The sequence below is a fragment of the Williamsia sp. Y712 genome (assembly GCF_059445525.1).
In genome coordinates this window covers 806,131-822,551 of the sequence record NZ_JCAIUN010000002.1, presented here as the reverse complement: position 1 = coordinate 822,551, position 16,421 = coordinate 806,131, and the positions used below count along the sequence as shown (strand labels likewise).

Here is a 16,421-nt window from a genome sequence, read left to right as displayed (position 1 = left end):
AGGCGCTGTGCACCTCAAAAGCTTGACGCTTAAGGGATTCAAGTCCTTCGCGTCGGCAACCACCCTGCGTTTCGAACCGGGGATCACCTGTGTCGTCGGGCCCAATGGGTCCGGCAAATCAAACGTGGTCGATGCCCTGACCTGGGTGATGGGTGAGCAGGGCGCCAAGGCATTGCGCGGCGGCAAGATGGAAGACGTCATCTTCGCCGGAACATCGGGCCGCGCCGCGCTTGGTCGTGCCGAGGTGACTCTGACCATCGACAACTCCGATGGTGCTCTGCCCATCGACTACTCCGAAGTGTCGGTGACACGCCGGATGTTCCGCGACGGCGCCGGCGAGTACGAGATCAACGGCAGTTCCTGCCGGTTGATGGATGTCCAGGAACTGCTCAGTGACTCCGGCATCGGCCGTGAGATGCACGTCATCGTCGGACAGGGACGACTCGCCTCGATCCTCGAATCCCGGCCAGAGGAACGCCGAGCCTTCATCGAGGAGGCCGCAGGTGTGCTCAAACACCGCAAACGCCGGGAAAAGGCTGTCCGCAAGCTCGACGCGATGCAGGCGAACCTGTCGAGACTGGGCGACCTGACCTCGGAGCTGCGCCGTCAGCTCAAACCACTCGGCAGGCAGGCCGAGATCGCCCGCCGCGCGCAGACGGTCCAGGCAGACCTCCGCGATGCCCGACTTCGGCTCGCCGCAGACGACCTGGTGATCCGGCGCAGCGAACTGGCCGAGCAGCAGACCAGTGAAAGCGAACTGCGCAGGCAACAGGACGAGCTGGCCGCACAGCTCGACGAACTGCAGATCCAGGTCGACGACAACGAGAAGTCCCTGGCGCAGATCGTTCCGGCGGCCAATGAGGCCGGCCAGGCCTGGTTTGCGTTGTCCGCGCTTACCGAGCGGGTCGGAGCGACCTGCCGGATCGCTTCAGAGCGCAGCCGCTATCTGGCAGAACCGATTCGGGCCGATTCGGGTCGTGATCCCGAACAACTCGACCGTCAGGCAGAGGCCGCCGCTGCCGAGGAGACCGCGCTCACCGAATCCGTCGAAGAGGCCGGAATGCAGCTCGACGGGGCGAAGGAAGCCCTCGCCGAGCTGGAGGAAGAGGCAGCTGCGGCGCAACGTGCACACATGGCGGCCGTCCGGGCTGTTGCCGACCGGCGTGAGGGATTGGCGCGACTCGAAGGCCAGGTCGACAACCTGCGCACCAAGGTCGAGACGATCGACGCGGAAACGGCACGCCTCGGTGCCGCCATCGAGAACGCGGCGGCCCGCGCCGAATCGGCCGGCGAGGAGTTCGATGCCGCGTCGGCGACGGTGGCCGATCTCGATGCCTCCGAGCTGGGGTTGGACGAACACCACGAGCGCAGTGTCGCTGCGCTCAACCAGGCCAACGAACGGGTCGCCGAACTACAGGCTGCCGAGCGCGCCGCCGAACAACGGGTCACCTCTCTCAAGGCCCGGATCGATGCGTTGGCAGTCGGTCTGGAGCGCAAAGACGGTGGTGCCTGGCTGATGGAACACCGCTCGTCCGAATTGCTCGGCCCGATGTCCTCACTACTGCGCGTCGAGGAGGGCTTCGAACCCGCCATCGCCGCGGCACTCGGTCCGGCCGCCGACGCGGTTGCCACCGCTGACCTGCCCAAGGCCCGCGCATCGTTGTCGGCGCTGCGGGAGAACGAGGGTGGACGGGCTTCGGTGCTCATCGGAGGTGTGGAACCGACCGGTCGCGGAAATGCGGCCCTGCCTGCCGGCGCGCGGTGGGCGCTCGAGGTGGTCTCGGTCCCCGAGACGCTGCACGGTGCTGTCGAGCTCTTGCTGGGGTATACCGTTGTCGCCGACACTGTCGAGATTGCGGAACTGGTTGTCGCGGACGCGAAACAGGTTGTACCGCATATTGGTTCGCTGCGGATCGTCACGCTCGACGGCGATCTGATCGGTGCCGGATGGCGTAGCGGCGGCACCGGTGCACGGCCGTCGACCATCGAGGTGCAGTCCGCGATCGACGCCGCCCGCAGCGATCTGGTGCAGGCCGGTCGACGCAGCGAAGAGTTGATGGCCGCGCTGTCCGGCGCTCTGGCCCAACAGTCGGATTGCCGGGACACCGCTGAACAGGCACTCGCTGCGCTCCACGAATCGGATGCGCAGCTCGGTGCGATCTACGAACAGCTCGCCCGGCTCGGTCAGGCGGCCCGTGCGGCGCAAGAGGAATCGGCACGTCTGGCATCACAACGCGCCCGCGTCGAGGACAGCCGCACCGAGGCGATCGCCACACTCGCGGCCGCCGAAGAGCGGTTGCACATGGCGCGCAACGAGAGCGGCGATCCAGACGGCGACGGTGAGCTGCCGGACACCGAGCGGGATGCGGCAGCTGCCGCAGTCGCCGAGGCCCGCGCCGTTGAGATGGAGTCCCGTCTCGTCCTACGCAGTGCCGAGGAGCGCCTGGCCTCGGTTCGGGGCAAGGCCGATTCGCTGCGCCGGGCCGCACGCGCCGAGCGGGAGGCACGGGAACGCGCAGAACGGCAGAACAAGGCCCGCGCCCACGCCGCGGAGGTCGCGGAGGTTGCCCTGGAGTTGGGAAAACTGATCGCCGCGCGACTGGAAATTGCTGTGGCACAGGCCCAGTCGTATCGCGACGAACTCGAGCGTGAGCGTGCGACCCGAACCGAACATCTCGACGTGGTCAAGAAGTCTGCAGCCGAGGTCGGTGCGCAGCTCGCCTCGTTGAAGGATGCGGTACACCGCGACGAGGTGGCCAAGGCTCAGGTGTCGCTGCGGATCGAGCAGCTCGAAGAGCAGATCATGAACGACTTCGCGATCAGCCCCGACGATCTCATCGCCGAGTACGGGCCCGACGTCGCGTTGCCGCCGACGGAGCTGGAGATCGCCGAGTACAACCAGGCCAAGGAGCGCGGCGAGACGGTGGTCGCACCGACGCCGATCCCGTTCGACCGTGCCACCCAGGCCGCGCGGGCCAAGAAGGCCCAAAAGGATCTGAACACCCTTGGCAAGGTGAATCCGCTTGCGCTGGAAGAGTTTGCCGCACTCGAAGAGCGCTACAACTTCCTGTCCACGCAACTCGAAGATGTGAAAAAGGCGCGGCAAGACCTGCTCGACGTGGTGCAGGATGTCGACAACCGGATCCTGCAGGTGTTCACCGAGGCCTACGCGGACGTCGAACGCGAGTTCGTCGAGGTCTTCAAGACCTTGTTCCCCGGCGGTGAGGGACGCCTGGTCCTGACCAATCCGTCGGACATGCTCACCACCGGCATCGAGGTCGAAGCCCGTCCACCCGGCAAGAAGGTCAAACGCCTGTCGTTGTTGTCCGGTGGTGAGAAGTCGCTGACCGCAGTTGCCATGCTGGTGGCAATCTTCCGGGCCCGCCCGTCGCCCTTCTATGTGATGGACGAGGTCGAGGCGGCGCTCGACGACACCAACCTGCGCCGGCTCATCACACTGTTCGAGCAGCTACGCGAGAAGTCGCAGTTGATCGTCATCACCCACCAGAAGCCGACCATGGAGGTGGCCGACGCCCTCTATGGCGTCAGCATGCAGGGCGACGGCATCACCACGGTGATCTCGCAGCGGATGCGGGGCCAAGATCTCGGCGCGCCGACGACCGTCGAAGCGGGTCAGGCAGCGACCTGACTGAGCAGCACTGCGAAGTCTCCGGCCTGATCGGTCCAGGTGTGGTGACGGTCGAGGCCTGCAGCCGCGAGCTCGCCGTGCAGGGTGTCGAGATCGAACTTGGTGCTGATCTCGGTGAGGATCTCGGCACCCTTGGGTAGTTCCCAGCTACGTTCGATGGTCCCGAACTCGGCCGATACGTCGCGGCGGGCGCGCAGCCACATCTCGATCCGGTGTTCGGCAGGGTTCCACCTCGCGATGTGATCGAAGTCGTCCGCGTACAGGCCCCGGGCCGCCAGTCCGGTCCGCAACACCTCGATCACGTTGCGATTGAAATCGGCTGTCACGCCTGCGCGATCGTCGTATGCGGCGATGAGTCGGCCGGGATCCTTGATCAGGTCGGCGCCGAGCAGGAAAAAGTCCCCGGGGCGCAACGCCCCGGAGATCCGCCGAAAGAAGTCGGCGCGCTCGCGGGTGTAGAGGTTGCCGATGGTGCCGCCCAGGAAGATCGCCATCCGCGGGCCGGCATGGTGCGCCAGAGACAGCGCCGGATCCCCGAAATCGGCATGGAGCGGTTCGACTGAAATGGCCGGGAACTCCGCAGCCAACTGCTCAGAAGCCGAGGTGAGCATCTCGATGCTCACATCGAGCGGCACATAGGTGAACGCCCCGCCTCGATCGGTGAACGCCTGCAACAACAATCGGGTCTTTTCCGACGTCCCGGAGCCGAGTTCGATCATGGTGCGGGCACCCGACTGCCGGGTGATGTCGACGCTGTGGGCTCGCAGGATCTCGGTCTCCCGTCGGGTGGGGTAGTACTCCGGCAGGCGCGTGATCTCGTCGAACAGCTCGCTGCCGCGCTTGTCGTACAACCACTTGGCCGGAAGGACCGGCGGGTCCTGCCACAGGCCGACCACCGCGTCGGCGACCAGATCCGGATTCACCGACGTGTTCGACCCGGTCATCGGGCCAGCCGCAGGCCGCTGAGGACCCATCGAGAGGGTGCCGGGAAGAAATTGCGGTACGAGATCCGCTCATGGCCGCGCGGGGTCAGAGCGCTTGCGCCGCGTAGGACGTGCTGATCACTCATGAACTTGCCGTTGTATTCACCGACTGCGCCGTTGGCCGGGACAAACCCCGGATAGGGGAGATAGGCACTCGACGTCCATTCCCACACGTCGCCGACCATCGCCTCCGTGGCGATCGAAGGGTGACATCGCCTCGGATCGAGCAGCCCGCCGCGGCGCCCGCCGGTGAGGGCCGCGGCGTTCTCCCACTCGAACTCCGTCGCAAGGCGGGCACCGGCCCAACGTGCGTACGCGTCGGCCTCGTAAAAGGAGACGTGCGCAACCGGTTCGTCGAACACCAGCGGGCGACGGCCGGACAGCGTGAACGTGGTCCAGGTCCCGTCGTCGTTGCTCCAGTAACCCGGTGCGGTCCATCCGGTCTCCTGGATACGGGCCCAGCCGTCGGACAACCAGAACTCGCTGCGCCGGTAGCCGTCGTCGGCCATGAACTCGAGCCATTCACCATTGGTGACCTGCCGGTTGGCGATCTCGTAATCGTGCAGATAAACGGTATGGCGCGGACCCTCGTTGTCGTAGCTGAACCCGCGACCGTCGGCGCCGATCTCGACCAGCCCACCGGCCATCGATTGCCACCGCAGGGGAGGGGCCGATGCGGTTGATTCAGACGCCCGATCGACGTACACGGGGCCGAACGGATGGGTGGAGAGCAGATGCTTGATATCCATCAGCACGAGTTCTTGGTGCTGTTGCTCGTGGTTGCAGCCCAGTTCCACCAGTGCGATCGCTGCGTCATCGAGTCGGTCTTCGGTGAGGGCAGCGGTCAGGGCGCGGTCGATGTATTCGCGGTAGCGGGTGATCTCCAGGACGCCGGGCCGGGTGATCAGGCCTCGCTCCGGCCGGGGATGACGGGCACCGACGGCCTCGTAATAGCTGTTGAACAGATAGCGGAATGATTCGTCGTAGACGGTGTATCCGGGGAGGTCGCGGAGTATGAACTCCTCGAAGAACCAGCTGACGTGCGCGCGGTGCCACTTGGTCGGACTGGCGTCCGGCATCGACTGAGGTGTCTGGTCTTCGGGCGAGAGTGCCGCGGTGAGACGGTCGGTGAGCCCGCGCACGTCGAGGAACTTGGTGGTCAGAGCGGACTGGTCAACCGAAATGCTCATGTTCGTCTCCTGGTCGTGGTCAGGGCGTAACGAGTATGGGTGCAGGGTCTGACAATCACCGTACGCCCAGATCCTGGTCATCGGTGCAGTTGCCATCGTTCCCTGAACTGTGTCCGGACGTGCGGCTCTGAACCCCTCTGGCAGACTGGGCCGGTGAACTCAGGTGCCGTAATCGCGATCGTTGTTGTAGTTGCCGTGTTGCTGTTGGCGCTGGTGGTCGGAGGCCTGGTGGTCTCTCGTCGCCGTCGAATCTCCCTGCGCGACAGCGAAGATCAGATCACCGGATCCGATGGCACCAGGCAGGTCGACAAATCGGGCGGCTATCAGGCGGGTTCGGGCTTCTCGTTCACCCAGGGTGGGTCCGGGACGTCGGTTGCCGAACCGCCGGCCCCGGACGTCCCGAGTGCACCTGCGAAAGAGGTTGCGCCCGAGCCCGAGGTCGTCGAACCGCCCGCTGCCCAGACGCCGGTCGTCGAGCCGGAAACAGCTGAACCCGAGGTAGCGGAACCCGAGGTCGCCGAGCCTGAGACCGCGCAGCCTGAGACCGCCCAGCCCGAGACCGCCGCGCCGGCACCTGAGGTTGTCGAGCCGAAGATCATCGAACCTGAGATCGTCGAGCCGGAGGTTGTCGAGCCGGAGGTTGTCGAACCGGAGGTCTTCGAACCGGAGATCGTGGCGCCGGAACCTGAGCTCGAGCCAGAGGTCGTGGAGCCGGCGCTCGACGAGATCGCCCCGACCGCGGGCCGGTTGGGCCTGCTCCGCGGTCGTCTGTCGCGGTCTCAGAACGCACTGGGCAAGAGCATGCTCGGCCTGCTCGGTGCCGGTGACCTGGATGAGGACAGCTGGGAAGAGATCGAGGACACGCTCCTGATGGCCGACCTCGGTACATCGGTGACGATGGCAGTCGTCGAACAGTTGCGTACCGAACTCGCCCAAGCGCCGGTTCGTTCGGCGGCAGAGGTCCGGGCCCTGCTCCGCAAGGTGTTGATCGCACAGATCGAACCGAACCTGGACCGCTCGATCCGCGCACTGCCGCATGCAGGCAAGCCGTCCGTCCTGCTCGTGGTCGGTGTCAACGGCACCGGCAAGACAACCACCACCGGCAAACTGGCCCGCGTTCTCGTGGCCGACGGCCGCCGGGTGTTGCTCGGAGCGGCCGACACCTTCCGAGCCGCCGCGGCGGACCAGCTGCAAACCTGGGCTGAGCGGGTCGGTGCCGAGGTGGTCCGCGGTAAAGAAGGCGCAGACCCCGCTGCGGTCGCGTTCGATGCCGTCTCACGTGGCATCGAGGAAGGCGTCGACGTGGTGATGATCGACACCGCAGGTCGGCTGCACACCAAAACCGGACTCATGGACGAGCTTGGCAAGGTCAAACGTGTTGTCGAGAAGCGGGCCGCCGTCGACGAGGTGCTGTTGGTCCTTGATGCGACCACCGGACAGAACGGCCTGACCCAGGCGAAGGTATTCTCCGAAGTCGTCTCGATCACCGGGGTGGTGCTGACCAAATTGGACGGCACGGCCAAGGGCGGGATCGTCTTCCATGTGCAGCGCGAGCTCGGAGTGCCGGTGAAGCTGGTGGGTCTGGGAGAAGGTGCCGATGACCTTGCACCGTTCGAACCGGAGGCGTTCGTCGACGCTCTGTTGGGCTGATCTGCCGCTGCTCAGATCGTGTGAGTTCGCGCGACTCGAGACGGCCTCACACAACAAATCAACGTCGGTTCGGCACTCTGATCAACATAGTTCCTGCCGGTATACATAGATGAAACATGAATCGGGTGGCGGTTCACACGCCTGAAACCTAAGAGGACCCTAAACGAAATCCTCGACCGCCAATCTCTTTGAAGGCGCCGAGCCGTCGGCGCACTCTAGGAGGTTTCTTACAGTGGTTTTGGCACTGCCAGACGATGCGTTTGCGCCCTACGACGTCGGGGCGACCGCCTGGGTCCTGACGAGCGCCGCACTCGTGCTCTTCATGACACCGGGGCTGGCCTTCTTCTACGGTGGCCTGTCGCGTCAGAAATCCATCATCAACATGATGATGATGTCCTTCGGCTCCCTCGGCGTCGTGAGCGTGATCTACGTGCTCTGGGGTTACTCGATGTCGTTCTCGTCGTCGACAACCGGCGACAATGACATCCTGGGCATCTTCGACAACCCGTTCTCGCTCTTCGGCCTCAATCAACTGATGGAGACCAAAGACATCGACGGCGAGACGTTGAATGTCATCGGCGGCTTCGGAGACGTTCCAGCCATCGTCTGGGCCGGCTTCCAGCTGACCTTCGCGGTGATCACCGTTGCGCTGATCTCGGGTTCGCTCGCCGAGCGCGTGAAGTACTCGACATGGCTGGTCTTCACGGGCGTCTGGGCCACCCTCGTGTATTTCCCGCTCTCGCACATGGTCTGGGGCGGCGGTCTGCTCTCGAACGCCGAGGACAGCTTCGCGTCATGGATCTTCGGAACGGAGGACGTCGACGGTGACATCGTTGCCAAGGTTGCCCCGATCGACTTCGCAGGCGGCACGGTTGTCCATATCAATGCCGGTATGGCGGGTCTGGTCCTTGCTCTGATCATCGGCAAGCGCGTCGGCTTCGGTCGCACCGCCTACCGCCCGCACAACGTGCCGTTCGTCATGCTCGGTGCGGCAATCCTGTGGTTCGGTTGGTTCGGCTTCAACGTCGGTTCCGAAGGCACCGCAGACGCTCTGGCAGGCCTGGTCTGGATCAACACCACCGCCGCGACCGCAGCCGGTCTGATCGGTTGGCTCGTCGTGGAGAAGATCCGCGACAAGTCCGCGACCGGCGTCGGCGCAGCATCGGGCATCGTTGCCGGTCTGGTCGCCATCACCCCGGCTTGTGGCGCGCTGACCCCGATCGGTTCGCTGATCCTCGGTGTGATCGCCGGTGCACTCGCAGCTGTTGCCGTCGGTCTCAAGACCAAGCTCGGCTTCGACGATTCGCTCGACGTCGTCGGCGTGCACCTCGTTGCCGGCCTGTGGGGCACCATCGGCATCGGCCTGCTGGCCTCCGAGACCGGCCTCTTCTACGGTGGCGGCGGAAAGCAACTGGTCATCCAGATCGTCATCGCACTGGTCGCAGTCGCATTCACCGCTGTCATGACCACCATCATCGCGTTCGCACTCAAGCCACTCGGCTGGCGGATCACCACCGAAGATGAGGACACTGGTATCGATGAGACGGATCACCGCGAAAGCGCGTATGACTTCGCTTAAGTCCTGCAAACTCAATCTCGCTAAGTGATCCTCATGGAGGGATACAACAAATGAAGCTAGTTACCGCGATCGTGAAGCCGTTCACGCTCGAAGATGTCAAGGCCGGTCTGGAACAAGCAGGCGTTGTCGGTATGACCGTCAGCGAGGTCCAGGGTTACGGTCGCCAGAAGGGCCACACCGAGGTCTACCGCGGTGCGGAGTACTCGGTCGACTTCGTTCCCAAGGTTCGTGTCGAGGTCGTTGTCGACGACGCCGCAGTGGACAAGGTTGTCGATGTGATCGTCGAAGCTGCACGCACCGGCAAGATCGGTGATGGCAAGGTCTGGGTGTCCCCGGTGGAAGCCGTCATCAGGGTGCGTACCGGAGAACGCGGCAGCGAAGCCCTGTAAGACAGTGCCATTTCTCAATGGCGGTCGCGGGGCTGTCTCCGCAGAAAAACCAACAACAAAAAAACACCCCCCCCCCCCCCCCCCCNNNNGCGGTCCTGCTTCCGAGGAACCCTCGGAAGCAGGACCGCAGCCGTCTCACGCGACCCCTGCCGCGGCAACAGACCTTGTCACGGCACGCAAACAATTACTCACCCGCGCCGACGGCAACAAGCGCATCGATGCGCCCGCCCTGCGGCGGGTGCTCGTTGACCTACACGACTTCTGGCTCACCACCAAGGCCGCCGAGATCGGAATCAAACCGGGTAGTGGGTTTGCGATCGTCGCGGTCGGCGGACTCGGGCGCCAAGAGTTGTTGCCCCACTCCGATCTCGATCTGATCCTGCTGCACGACGAGATGGATCCCGCCGTCGTCGCCGAGGTCGCCGATCAGATCTGGTATCCGCTGTGGGACGCACACATCAAACTCGACCACAGTGTCCGGACGGTGTCGCAGGCCTTGCAGGTTGCCGCCTCCGACATGACTGCGGCGCTGGGACTTCTCGAGGCGCGGCACATCGCAGGCGACGAGGACCTGTCCCGGCTGCTGATCGGCGGTGTCCGCCAGCAGTGGCGTACCGACATCCGTTCGCGCTTCGGCGGTCTGGTGGATCAGGCCCGTGACCGTTGGCGTCGCAGTGGCGACATCGCGCACCGCGCCGAACCCGACCTGAAATACGGTCGCGGCGGTCTGCGTGATGTGCACATGCTCGACGCGTTGGCCATCGCGCAGCTGACCGACGGCATGGCCGCGCTGCGGCCGGATTCGCCCGGTGGTGGACTGCGCCAGGCATACACGCGCTTGCTGGACGTTCGTACCGAACTGCACCGGATCACCGGTCGGCCACGGGAACAGCTACGGGCGCAGGACGCCGACGAGATCGGTGCCGCACTACGGATCGGCGATCGGTTCGAGTTGGCGCGCACCATCAGTGACAGTGCGCGCACCATCAGCTACGCCGTCGACGTGGGTTTGCGCACCTCATCGAACTCCTTGCCCCGCAAGGGATTGTCGAAGCTGCGGAGATCTCCGATCCGGCGACCGCTGGACGAGGGCGTTGTCGAGCACCAGGGTGAAGTGGCGCTGGCGCGAAACGCGTTCCCGAGCAAGGACCCCGGACTCATCCTCCGGGTCGCGGCGGCGTCGGCGCGGACCGGACTGCCGATGGCCGCAGCGACACTTGCCCGGCTGGCGGATTTTGCACCGGAACTGCGCGAACCCTGGCCCGCGGACGCTCTGAGCGATCTGTTGGTCCTGCTCGGATCCGGCGAACACATGATCGCGCCGATCGAGGCATTGGACCGAACCGGCCTGTGGGGCCGGCTCATTCCGGAATGGGGTGCGGTGCGCGACCTTCCGCCCCGAGACCCCATCCACACCTGGACCGTCGACCGGCATCTTGTCGAGACCGCGGCCAACGCAAGCGCTTTGACCACGCGGGTGTCACGACCGGACCTGTTGGTGCTGGGCGCCCTGATACACGATCTGGGCAAAGGGCGCGGTGCCGATCACAGCGTTGTCGGTGCCGAACTCGCCAACCAGGTGGGCAATCGCTTCGGGTTGTGGCCCGAGGACGTGGCGATCTTGTCGAAGATGGTGCGCTACCACCTGCTCCTGCCGGAGATGGCAACCCGCCGCGACCTCGACGATCCGGCGACGGTGCAGAGCGTTGTCGACACGCTCGGTGGCTCGCGGGTCCTGCTGGAGCTGCTCGCGGCGCTGGCCGAGGCCGACTCGCTGGCCACCGGACCGGGCGTCTGGGGTGACTGGAAGGCATCGCTGATCGGTGAACTGGTCAGGCGGTGCCTGCGGCTGATGGAGGGTGGCGACCTGTCCACCCCTGATCCGCTGACACCAGAGCTGATCGCTCTCGCCGAGGCCGGTGGGGTCAGCGTCGAGATGGTGTCCACCGACAACCAGCACACCTTCTCCGTGACCATGATCGCGCCGGAGCAGCCGGGCTTGTTGTCCCGGATGGCAGGCGTGCTGTCGCTGCGGGGTCTGCGGTTGCTCAGTGCGGTCGTGCAGACGCACGCCGGGAGTGCGGTCAACACGTTCCTCGTGTCGCCGATCTTCGGCGATCCCGGCGAGGTGGGATTGCTCCGCCAGCAACTGATCCAGGCGGTCGAAGGCGCGATCGATGTGATCGCACGACTGGATGCCAAGGAACGCGACAGCGCGCCTCTGGCGCCTCCGGACGGAAGCGTGTCGCCTGCGGTGCCCGCGCTGTTCGCACAGGCACCCCCGAAGGTGATCTGGTTCGACGGCTACGACGACAGCAGTGTCATCCTCGAACTCCGTGCCGGCGATCGGGTCGGACTGCTGGCCCGGGTCAGCGATGTTCTCGAGCGTCACGGCGCCAACATCACCTGGGCCAAGGTCGCCACGATGGGCGGATCGGTGGTCGACTCGTTCTGTATCCGGTTGCCCGGAGACGGCTCACAGGCCCGTGACCAGCTCGAACAGGCGATCCTGGCAGTGGTACCACCACCCGCGCCACCCCGAGAGCACGACGACAAACCCGGTAAATCCGGTGTCCCGATAGGCTAGGGGCATGTTCGACTCCCTCTCAGGCCGGTTGGCCGGTGTCCTTACCGATCTGCGCGGCAAGGGCAAGCTGTCCGATGCCGATATCGATCGCACCTGTCGCGAGATCCGTCTCGCGCTTCTCGAGGCAGACGTGGCGCTGCCCGTTGTCCGCGGCTTCATCAGCCGGATCAAGGAACGGGCCAAGGGCGCCGAGGTGTCCGGGGCGCTCAATCCGGCGCAGCAGGTCGTCAAGATCGTCAATGAGGAGCTTGTCGGCATCCTCGGTGGCGAGACCCGACGGATCCGGTTCGCCAAGACCCCGCCGACCGTGATCATGCTCGCGGGTCTGCAGGGCGCCGGTAAGACGACGCTCGCCGGGAAGTTGGCCGCGTGGCTCAAGAAGCAGGGGCACACGCCCATGCTCGTGGCCTGCGACCTCCAGCGCCCCGGCGCCGTCAGTCAGCTGCAGATCGTCGGTGAACGTGCCGGTGTGCCGGTGTACGCACCCCATCCGGGGCAGAACATCGGTGGTACCGGGGAGCTCGGTGTCTCGGGTCACGATGGCGCCGAGAGTCTTGCCGAGCCGATCGAGGTCGCCAAAGGCGGTGTCGCCGAAGCCACTTCCAAGCTGCACGACGTGGTGATCATCGATACCGCGGGTCGCCTCGGTATCGACGAGGAATTGATGCGGCAGGCCAGGGGGATCCGCGATGCGGTGAATCCCGATGAGGTGCTGTTCGTCCTCGACGCCATGATCGGTCAAGACGCCGTCGCCACCGCCGAGGCGTTTGCCGAGGGTGTCGACTTCACCGGTGTGGTGCTCACCAAACTCGACGGTGACGCCCGCGGTGGCGCCGCCCTGTCGGTCCGGGAGATGACCGGACGTCCCATCATGTTCGCGTCGACGGGCGAGAAGCTCGAAGACTTCGACGTCTTCCATCCCGACCGGATGTCGAGCCGCATCCTCGGTATGGGCGACGTGCTCAGCCTCATCGAGTCGGCGGAGCAGCACTGGGACGTGCAGCAGGCCGAGGACGCGGCCAACAAGATCAGTCAGGGTGAGCTGACGCTCGAGGACTTCCTCGAGCAGATGCTGATGATCCGCAAGATGGGCCCGATCGGGAACCTGCTCGGCATGCTGCCCGGTGCGGGTCAGATGAAGGATGCGCTCTCTCAGGTCGACGACAAACAACTCGACAAGGTGCAGGCCATCATTCGTGGCATGACGCCTGCCGAACGCGACAACCCCAAGATCATCAACGGATCTCGCCGGGCCCGCATCGCCAACGGTTCGGGTGTCACGGTCAGTGACGTCAACCAGTTGGTCGATCGCTTCTTCGACGCGCGGAAGATGATGTCGCAGATGGCAGGCCGCATGGGTATGCCCGGCGCCAACCGCAAGGTGAATCGCAAAAAGGGTGGCAAGAAGGGCAAGAAGGGCGGTCGCGGACCGACCCCGCCGAAGGTCCGGGGCGGATTCCCTGGCGGCATGCCCGGTGGAATGCCTGCCGGCTTCCCTGACCTGTCGAACATGCCGGCCGGCCTTGATCAGATGCCGCCGGGACTCGATGGTATCGACGTCAGCCAGTTCCAGCGGCCCAAGAAGAAGTAGTCGGGATCACACCTATGGTGCAGTCGCGGTTGCACTTTCGTGGTCGCGCCGTCGGGACCGGGGAACCGATCGAGTTCTGGGTTTCCGACGGCGTGATCTCGTACGAGTCGTTGCCGGGCGCGGTCACCGTGACCGATGGTGGCTGGATCATGCCGGGTCTGGTGGATGCCCACAATCACGTGGGTATCGCACCGGGGCTGGGCGTGACCATCGAGCAGGCCCGCGCTTTCGCCTACGCGGATGTCCGGGCCGGCGCGACGCTCATCCGTGAGGTCGGATCGCCGCTGGACACGCATCCGCTCGACGCCGATTCCAGATGCCCGCAGTTCATCCGGGCGGGCAAGCACATCGCCCGTCCCAAGCGTTACCTGCGTGACTACGGCGTCGACCTCGACGACGTCACCGATCTGCCCGCCGAGGTGGCCAGGCAGGTGGAGGCCGGGGACGGCTGGGTCAAGCTCGTCGGGGACTGGATCGACCGCGACACCGGGGATCTGGCGCCGCTGTGGCCGGAGGACGTGCTTCGTGACGCCATCTCTGTTGCACACGATCGTGGTGCCAAGGTGACCGCACACGTCTTCGGCACCGAGGCGTTGTACGGGCTGATCGGCGCCGGCATCGACTGCATCGAACACGGCACCGGCCTCAACGACGAACTCATCGCGGTGATGGCGGAGCAGCGGATCGGATTGGTGCCCACCATGATCCAGGTGGAGAACTTCCCGTCGATCGCAGACGGCGCCGATCGCTTCCCGGCGTACCAGAAACACATGCGCAAGCTCTACGCCGATGCGCCGGCCACATTTGCGAGTGCGGTCGCCGCCGGCGTCGACATCTACGCCGGGACCGACGCGGGCGGATTCGTCGAACACGGTCGCATCGTCGACGAGGTGGTGGCGCTGGCCGACATCGGTCTGGGCGCGCGAGCGGCGCTCGACGCTGCCTGCGGCTCGGCGCGCCGCTGGCTCGGAGTCGGTGTCCTCGATGCGGGCGATCGCGCGGATGTCCTTGTGCTGTCGGGTGATCCGATCTCAGATCTGACGGTGCTGCGTTCGCCACAGACCATCGTCTGTGGCGGCAACGTCATCTGAGCTGCGCTCAGCTGCGCGCCCGAACGTGGACGCGCTCGCCCTGTGCGCCGAAGAGGTTGAGGACTTCGGCGGGTTCCGGCCCGATCGCGCCGATCCAGTGGGGTACGTGGGTGTCGAACTCGACCACCTCGCCCGGCACCAACTCGAGATCCTGTTCTCCGAGGATCAGGCGAACTCGTCCCGACAGGACGTACAACCACTCATAACCCTCGTGGGTCTTGAGGTCGGGGTTCTGGACGTTCTGTGGCGGAATGATCTGTTTGAACGCTTGGACACCCCCGGCACGTCGCGAGAGCGGGATGAATGTCCGGCCGTGGCGGTTGATCGGCCGCAGATGTATCCGCGGGTCTCCGGTCGGGGGTGCGCCGACGAGCTCATCGAGGGGGATCGAGTACGCCTTGGCCAACGGCAGCAGTAGTTCGAGTGTGGGTTTACGGCCGCCGGATTCGAGCCGCGACAGCGTGCTCTCGGAGATGCCGGTCGTCGCGGAGAGGTCGGCAAGTGTGATGTCACGGTCGCGGCGTAATGCACGCAGTCGTGGGCCGACCGCGGTCAGGGCCTGGTTCAAGTCGTCGTCCATGTCTGGAGAGTCTGCCAAAAATTGCTGATATGGCAAACAAACTTGCCGGAATTCGTGAGGGGAGCGCAGGGTGGGGGACATGACTGAACAGATGCAGAGTGAATACGACGTAGTGGTCGTCGGTGGTGGTGCCGCGGGCTTGAGCGGGGCTTTGATGCTGGGAAGGTCCCGGCGATCGGTCCTGGTCATCGATTCCGGCGCTCCGCGCAACGCGCCGGCCGCGGGGGTGCACGGCTTTCTCACCAGGGAAGGAATTGCACCGGCCGAGCTCCTCGGGATCGGCCGCGAGGAAGTCCTCCGGTACGGCGTCCACCTGGCCGACGGCGAGGTCGTCAAGGTCGACGGCACCGTCGATGCCGGATTTGCGGTCACCGTTGCCGACGGCCAGACCGTCCGCGCGCGCCGGCTGCTGTTGACCACCGGATTGATCGACGAATTGCCCGACATCCCCGGGTTGCGGGAGCGGTGGGGCAAAGATCTGCTGCACTGCCCGTATTGCCACGGCTGGGAGGTGCGCGACCAGGCGATCGGCGTCCTCGCGGTCAACGCGTGGGCGATCCATCAGGCGCAGATGTTCCGTCAGTTGAGTCGGGACGTGACGCTTTTCCTCAACGACGCGCTGAGCTTGTCCGGAGAGGATGCAGCCGCGCTGTCGGCCCGTGGGATCAAGGTCGTGGAAGGCGCGGTGGTCGCGGTGGAGTCACGCGATGACAAACTCACCGGCGTCCGGCTCGCGGGCGGGACGTTCGTCGAGCGGGAAGCACTGACGGTGACGCCGAGATTTGTCGCCCGCGCAGGATTCCTCGACGACCTCGGTCTCGAATCGCAGGAGCATCCGATGGGTGTCGGCGAGCACATCCCGGCAGACGAGAACGGTGTGACGTCCGTGCCGGGCGTCTGGGCCGCAGGCAACATCACCAATCTGATGGCGCAGGTGTCCGCCGCGGCCGCCGCCGGAGCGATGGCCGGCGCCCAGATCAACGCCGACCTCATCGCGGAGGAAGTCCGGTTGGCTGTCGGCGACGGGGAGGGCCGGTCGGTGACGGCTTGATTTCAGTTCAGGGGCCCGACTCTGGCAGAATGGCTAGCTGGTTCGCCGGACCCGGCTCAACACCGACCGGCGGTCACACCA

General features: G+C 65.4%; 11 protein-coding genes. 8 read left to right on the top strand and 3 right to left on the bottom strand.

Annotated features, from left to right (window positions below; genetic code table 11):
* Window positions 1-7 precede the first annotated feature (7 nt).
* Window positions 8-3,649, top strand: a complete 3,642-nt coding sequence (gene smc / locus AC1D75_RS18665; RefSeq protein WP_495516788.1) for a chromosome segregation protein SMC — start codon at window positions 8-10, stop codon at window positions 3,647-3,649.
* Here the strand turns inward: smc and egtD are convergent.
* Together egtD and egtB are read right to left on the bottom strand one after the other, a co-directional pair.
* A complete protein-coding gene (egtD, locus tag AC1D75_RS18660) occupies window positions 3,634-4,593 on the bottom strand; it encodes an L-histidine N(alpha)-methyltransferase (RefSeq protein WP_495516787.1) in 960 nt (319 codons plus the stop codon). The genes smc and egtD overlap by 16 nt on opposite strands.
* Window positions 4,590-5,822 carry an ergothioneine biosynthesis protein EgtB gene (gene egtB / locus AC1D75_RS18655; protein WP_495516786.1) on the bottom strand — a complete coding sequence of 411 codons (1,233 nt, stop codon included), beginning with the start codon at window positions 5,820-5,822 and terminating at the stop codon, window positions 4,590-4,592. Before egtB ends, egtD begins: the two co-directional genes overlap by 4 nt.
* A 153-nt stretch (window positions 5,823-5,975) precedes the next feature.
* On the opposite strand from egtB, the gene ftsY reads away from it, so the two are divergent.
* The 6 genes from ftsY (at window position 5,976) to AC1D75_RS18625 (ending at window position 14,709) form a co-directional block, all read left to right on the top strand.
* Window positions 5,976-7,472, top strand: a complete 1,497-nt coding sequence (ftsY, locus tag AC1D75_RS18650) for a signal recognition particle-docking protein FtsY (protein WP_495516785.1) — start codon at window positions 5,976-5,978, stop codon at window positions 7,470-7,472.
* A gap of 232 nt (window positions 7,473-7,704) precedes the next feature.
* Entirely contained in the window at window positions 7,705-9,051 is a 1,347-nt protein-coding gene (locus tag AC1D75_RS18645) for an ammonium transporter (RefSeq protein WP_495516784.1), read from the top strand.
* A 50-nt stretch (window positions 9,052-9,101) separates the two neighbouring features.
* Window positions 9,102-9,440, top strand: coding sequence for a P-II family nitrogen regulator (locus AC1D75_RS18640; RefSeq protein ID WP_495516783.1), 339 nt, complete (start codon window positions 9,102-9,104; stop codon window positions 9,438-9,440).
* Between the two features lie 4 nt (window positions 9,441-9,444).
* Window positions 9,445-12,027: a [protein-PII] uridylyltransferase gene (locus AC1D75_RS18635; protein ID WP_495516782.1), complete on the top strand. Its 2,583-nt coding sequence runs from the start codon at window positions 9,445-9,447 to the stop codon at window positions 12,025-12,027.
* 4 nt (window positions 12,028-12,031) lie between these two features.
* Window positions 12,032-13,618, top strand: a complete 1,587-nt coding sequence (gene ffh / locus AC1D75_RS18630; protein ID WP_495516781.1) for a signal recognition particle protein — start codon at window positions 12,032-12,034, stop codon at window positions 13,616-13,618.
* A gap of 14 nt (window positions 13,619-13,632) precedes the next feature.
* Complete coding sequence (locus AC1D75_RS18625) at window positions 13,633-14,709, top strand: amidohydrolase family protein (protein ID WP_495516780.1); 1,077 nt, start codon at window positions 13,633-13,635, stop codon at window positions 14,707-14,709.
* A 7-nt stretch (window positions 14,710-14,716) separates the two neighbouring features.
* Here the strand turns inward: AC1D75_RS18625 and AC1D75_RS18620 are convergent, their stop codons facing one another.
* The gene (locus tag AC1D75_RS18620; protein ID WP_495516779.1) at window positions 14,717-15,289 is read right to left on the bottom strand and encodes a helix-turn-helix domain-containing protein; all 573 of its coding nucleotides are present in this window, start codon (window positions 15,287-15,289) and stop codon (window positions 14,717-14,719) included.
* A 91-nt stretch (window positions 15,290-15,380) separates the two neighbouring features.
* On the opposite strand from AC1D75_RS18620, the gene AC1D75_RS18615 reads away from it, so the two are divergent.
* The gene (locus tag AC1D75_RS18615; RefSeq protein WP_495516929.1) at window positions 15,381-16,340 is read left to right on the top strand and encodes an NAD(P)/FAD-dependent oxidoreductase; all 960 of its coding nucleotides are present in this window, start codon (window positions 15,381-15,383) and stop codon (window positions 16,338-16,340) included.
* The last annotated feature ends 81 nt before the right edge of the window (window positions 16,341-16,421 follow it).

Excerpts from the sequence above, each read along its gene's own strand:
- egtD (WP_495516787.1), bottom strand. The coding sequence starts at position 4,593 with ATGACCGGGTCGAACACGTCGGTGAATCCGGATCTGGTCGCCGACGCG.
- egtB (WP_495516786.1), bottom strand. The coding sequence starts at position 5,822 with ATGAGCATTTCGGTTGACCAGTCCGCTCTGACCACCAAGTTCCTCGAC.
- AC1D75_RS18640 (WP_495516783.1), top strand. The coding sequence starts at position 9,102 with ATGAAGCTAGTTACCGCGATCGTGAAGCCGTTCACGCTCGAAGATGTC.
- ffh (WP_495516781.1), top strand. The coding sequence starts at position 12,032 with ATGTTCGACTCCCTCTCAGGCCGGTTGGCCGGTGTCCTTACCGATCTG.
- AC1D75_RS18625 (WP_495516780.1), top strand. The coding sequence starts at position 13,633 with ATGGTGCAGTCGCGGTTGCACTTTCGTGGTCGCGCCGTCGGGACCGGG.
- AC1D75_RS18620 (WP_495516779.1), bottom strand. The coding sequence starts at position 15,289 with ATGGACGACGACTTGAACCAGGCCCTGACCGCGGTCGGCCCACGACTG.
- AC1D75_RS18615 (WP_495516929.1), top strand. The coding sequence starts at position 15,381 with ATGCAGAGTGAATACGACGTAGTGGTCGTCGGTGGTGGTGCCGCGGGC.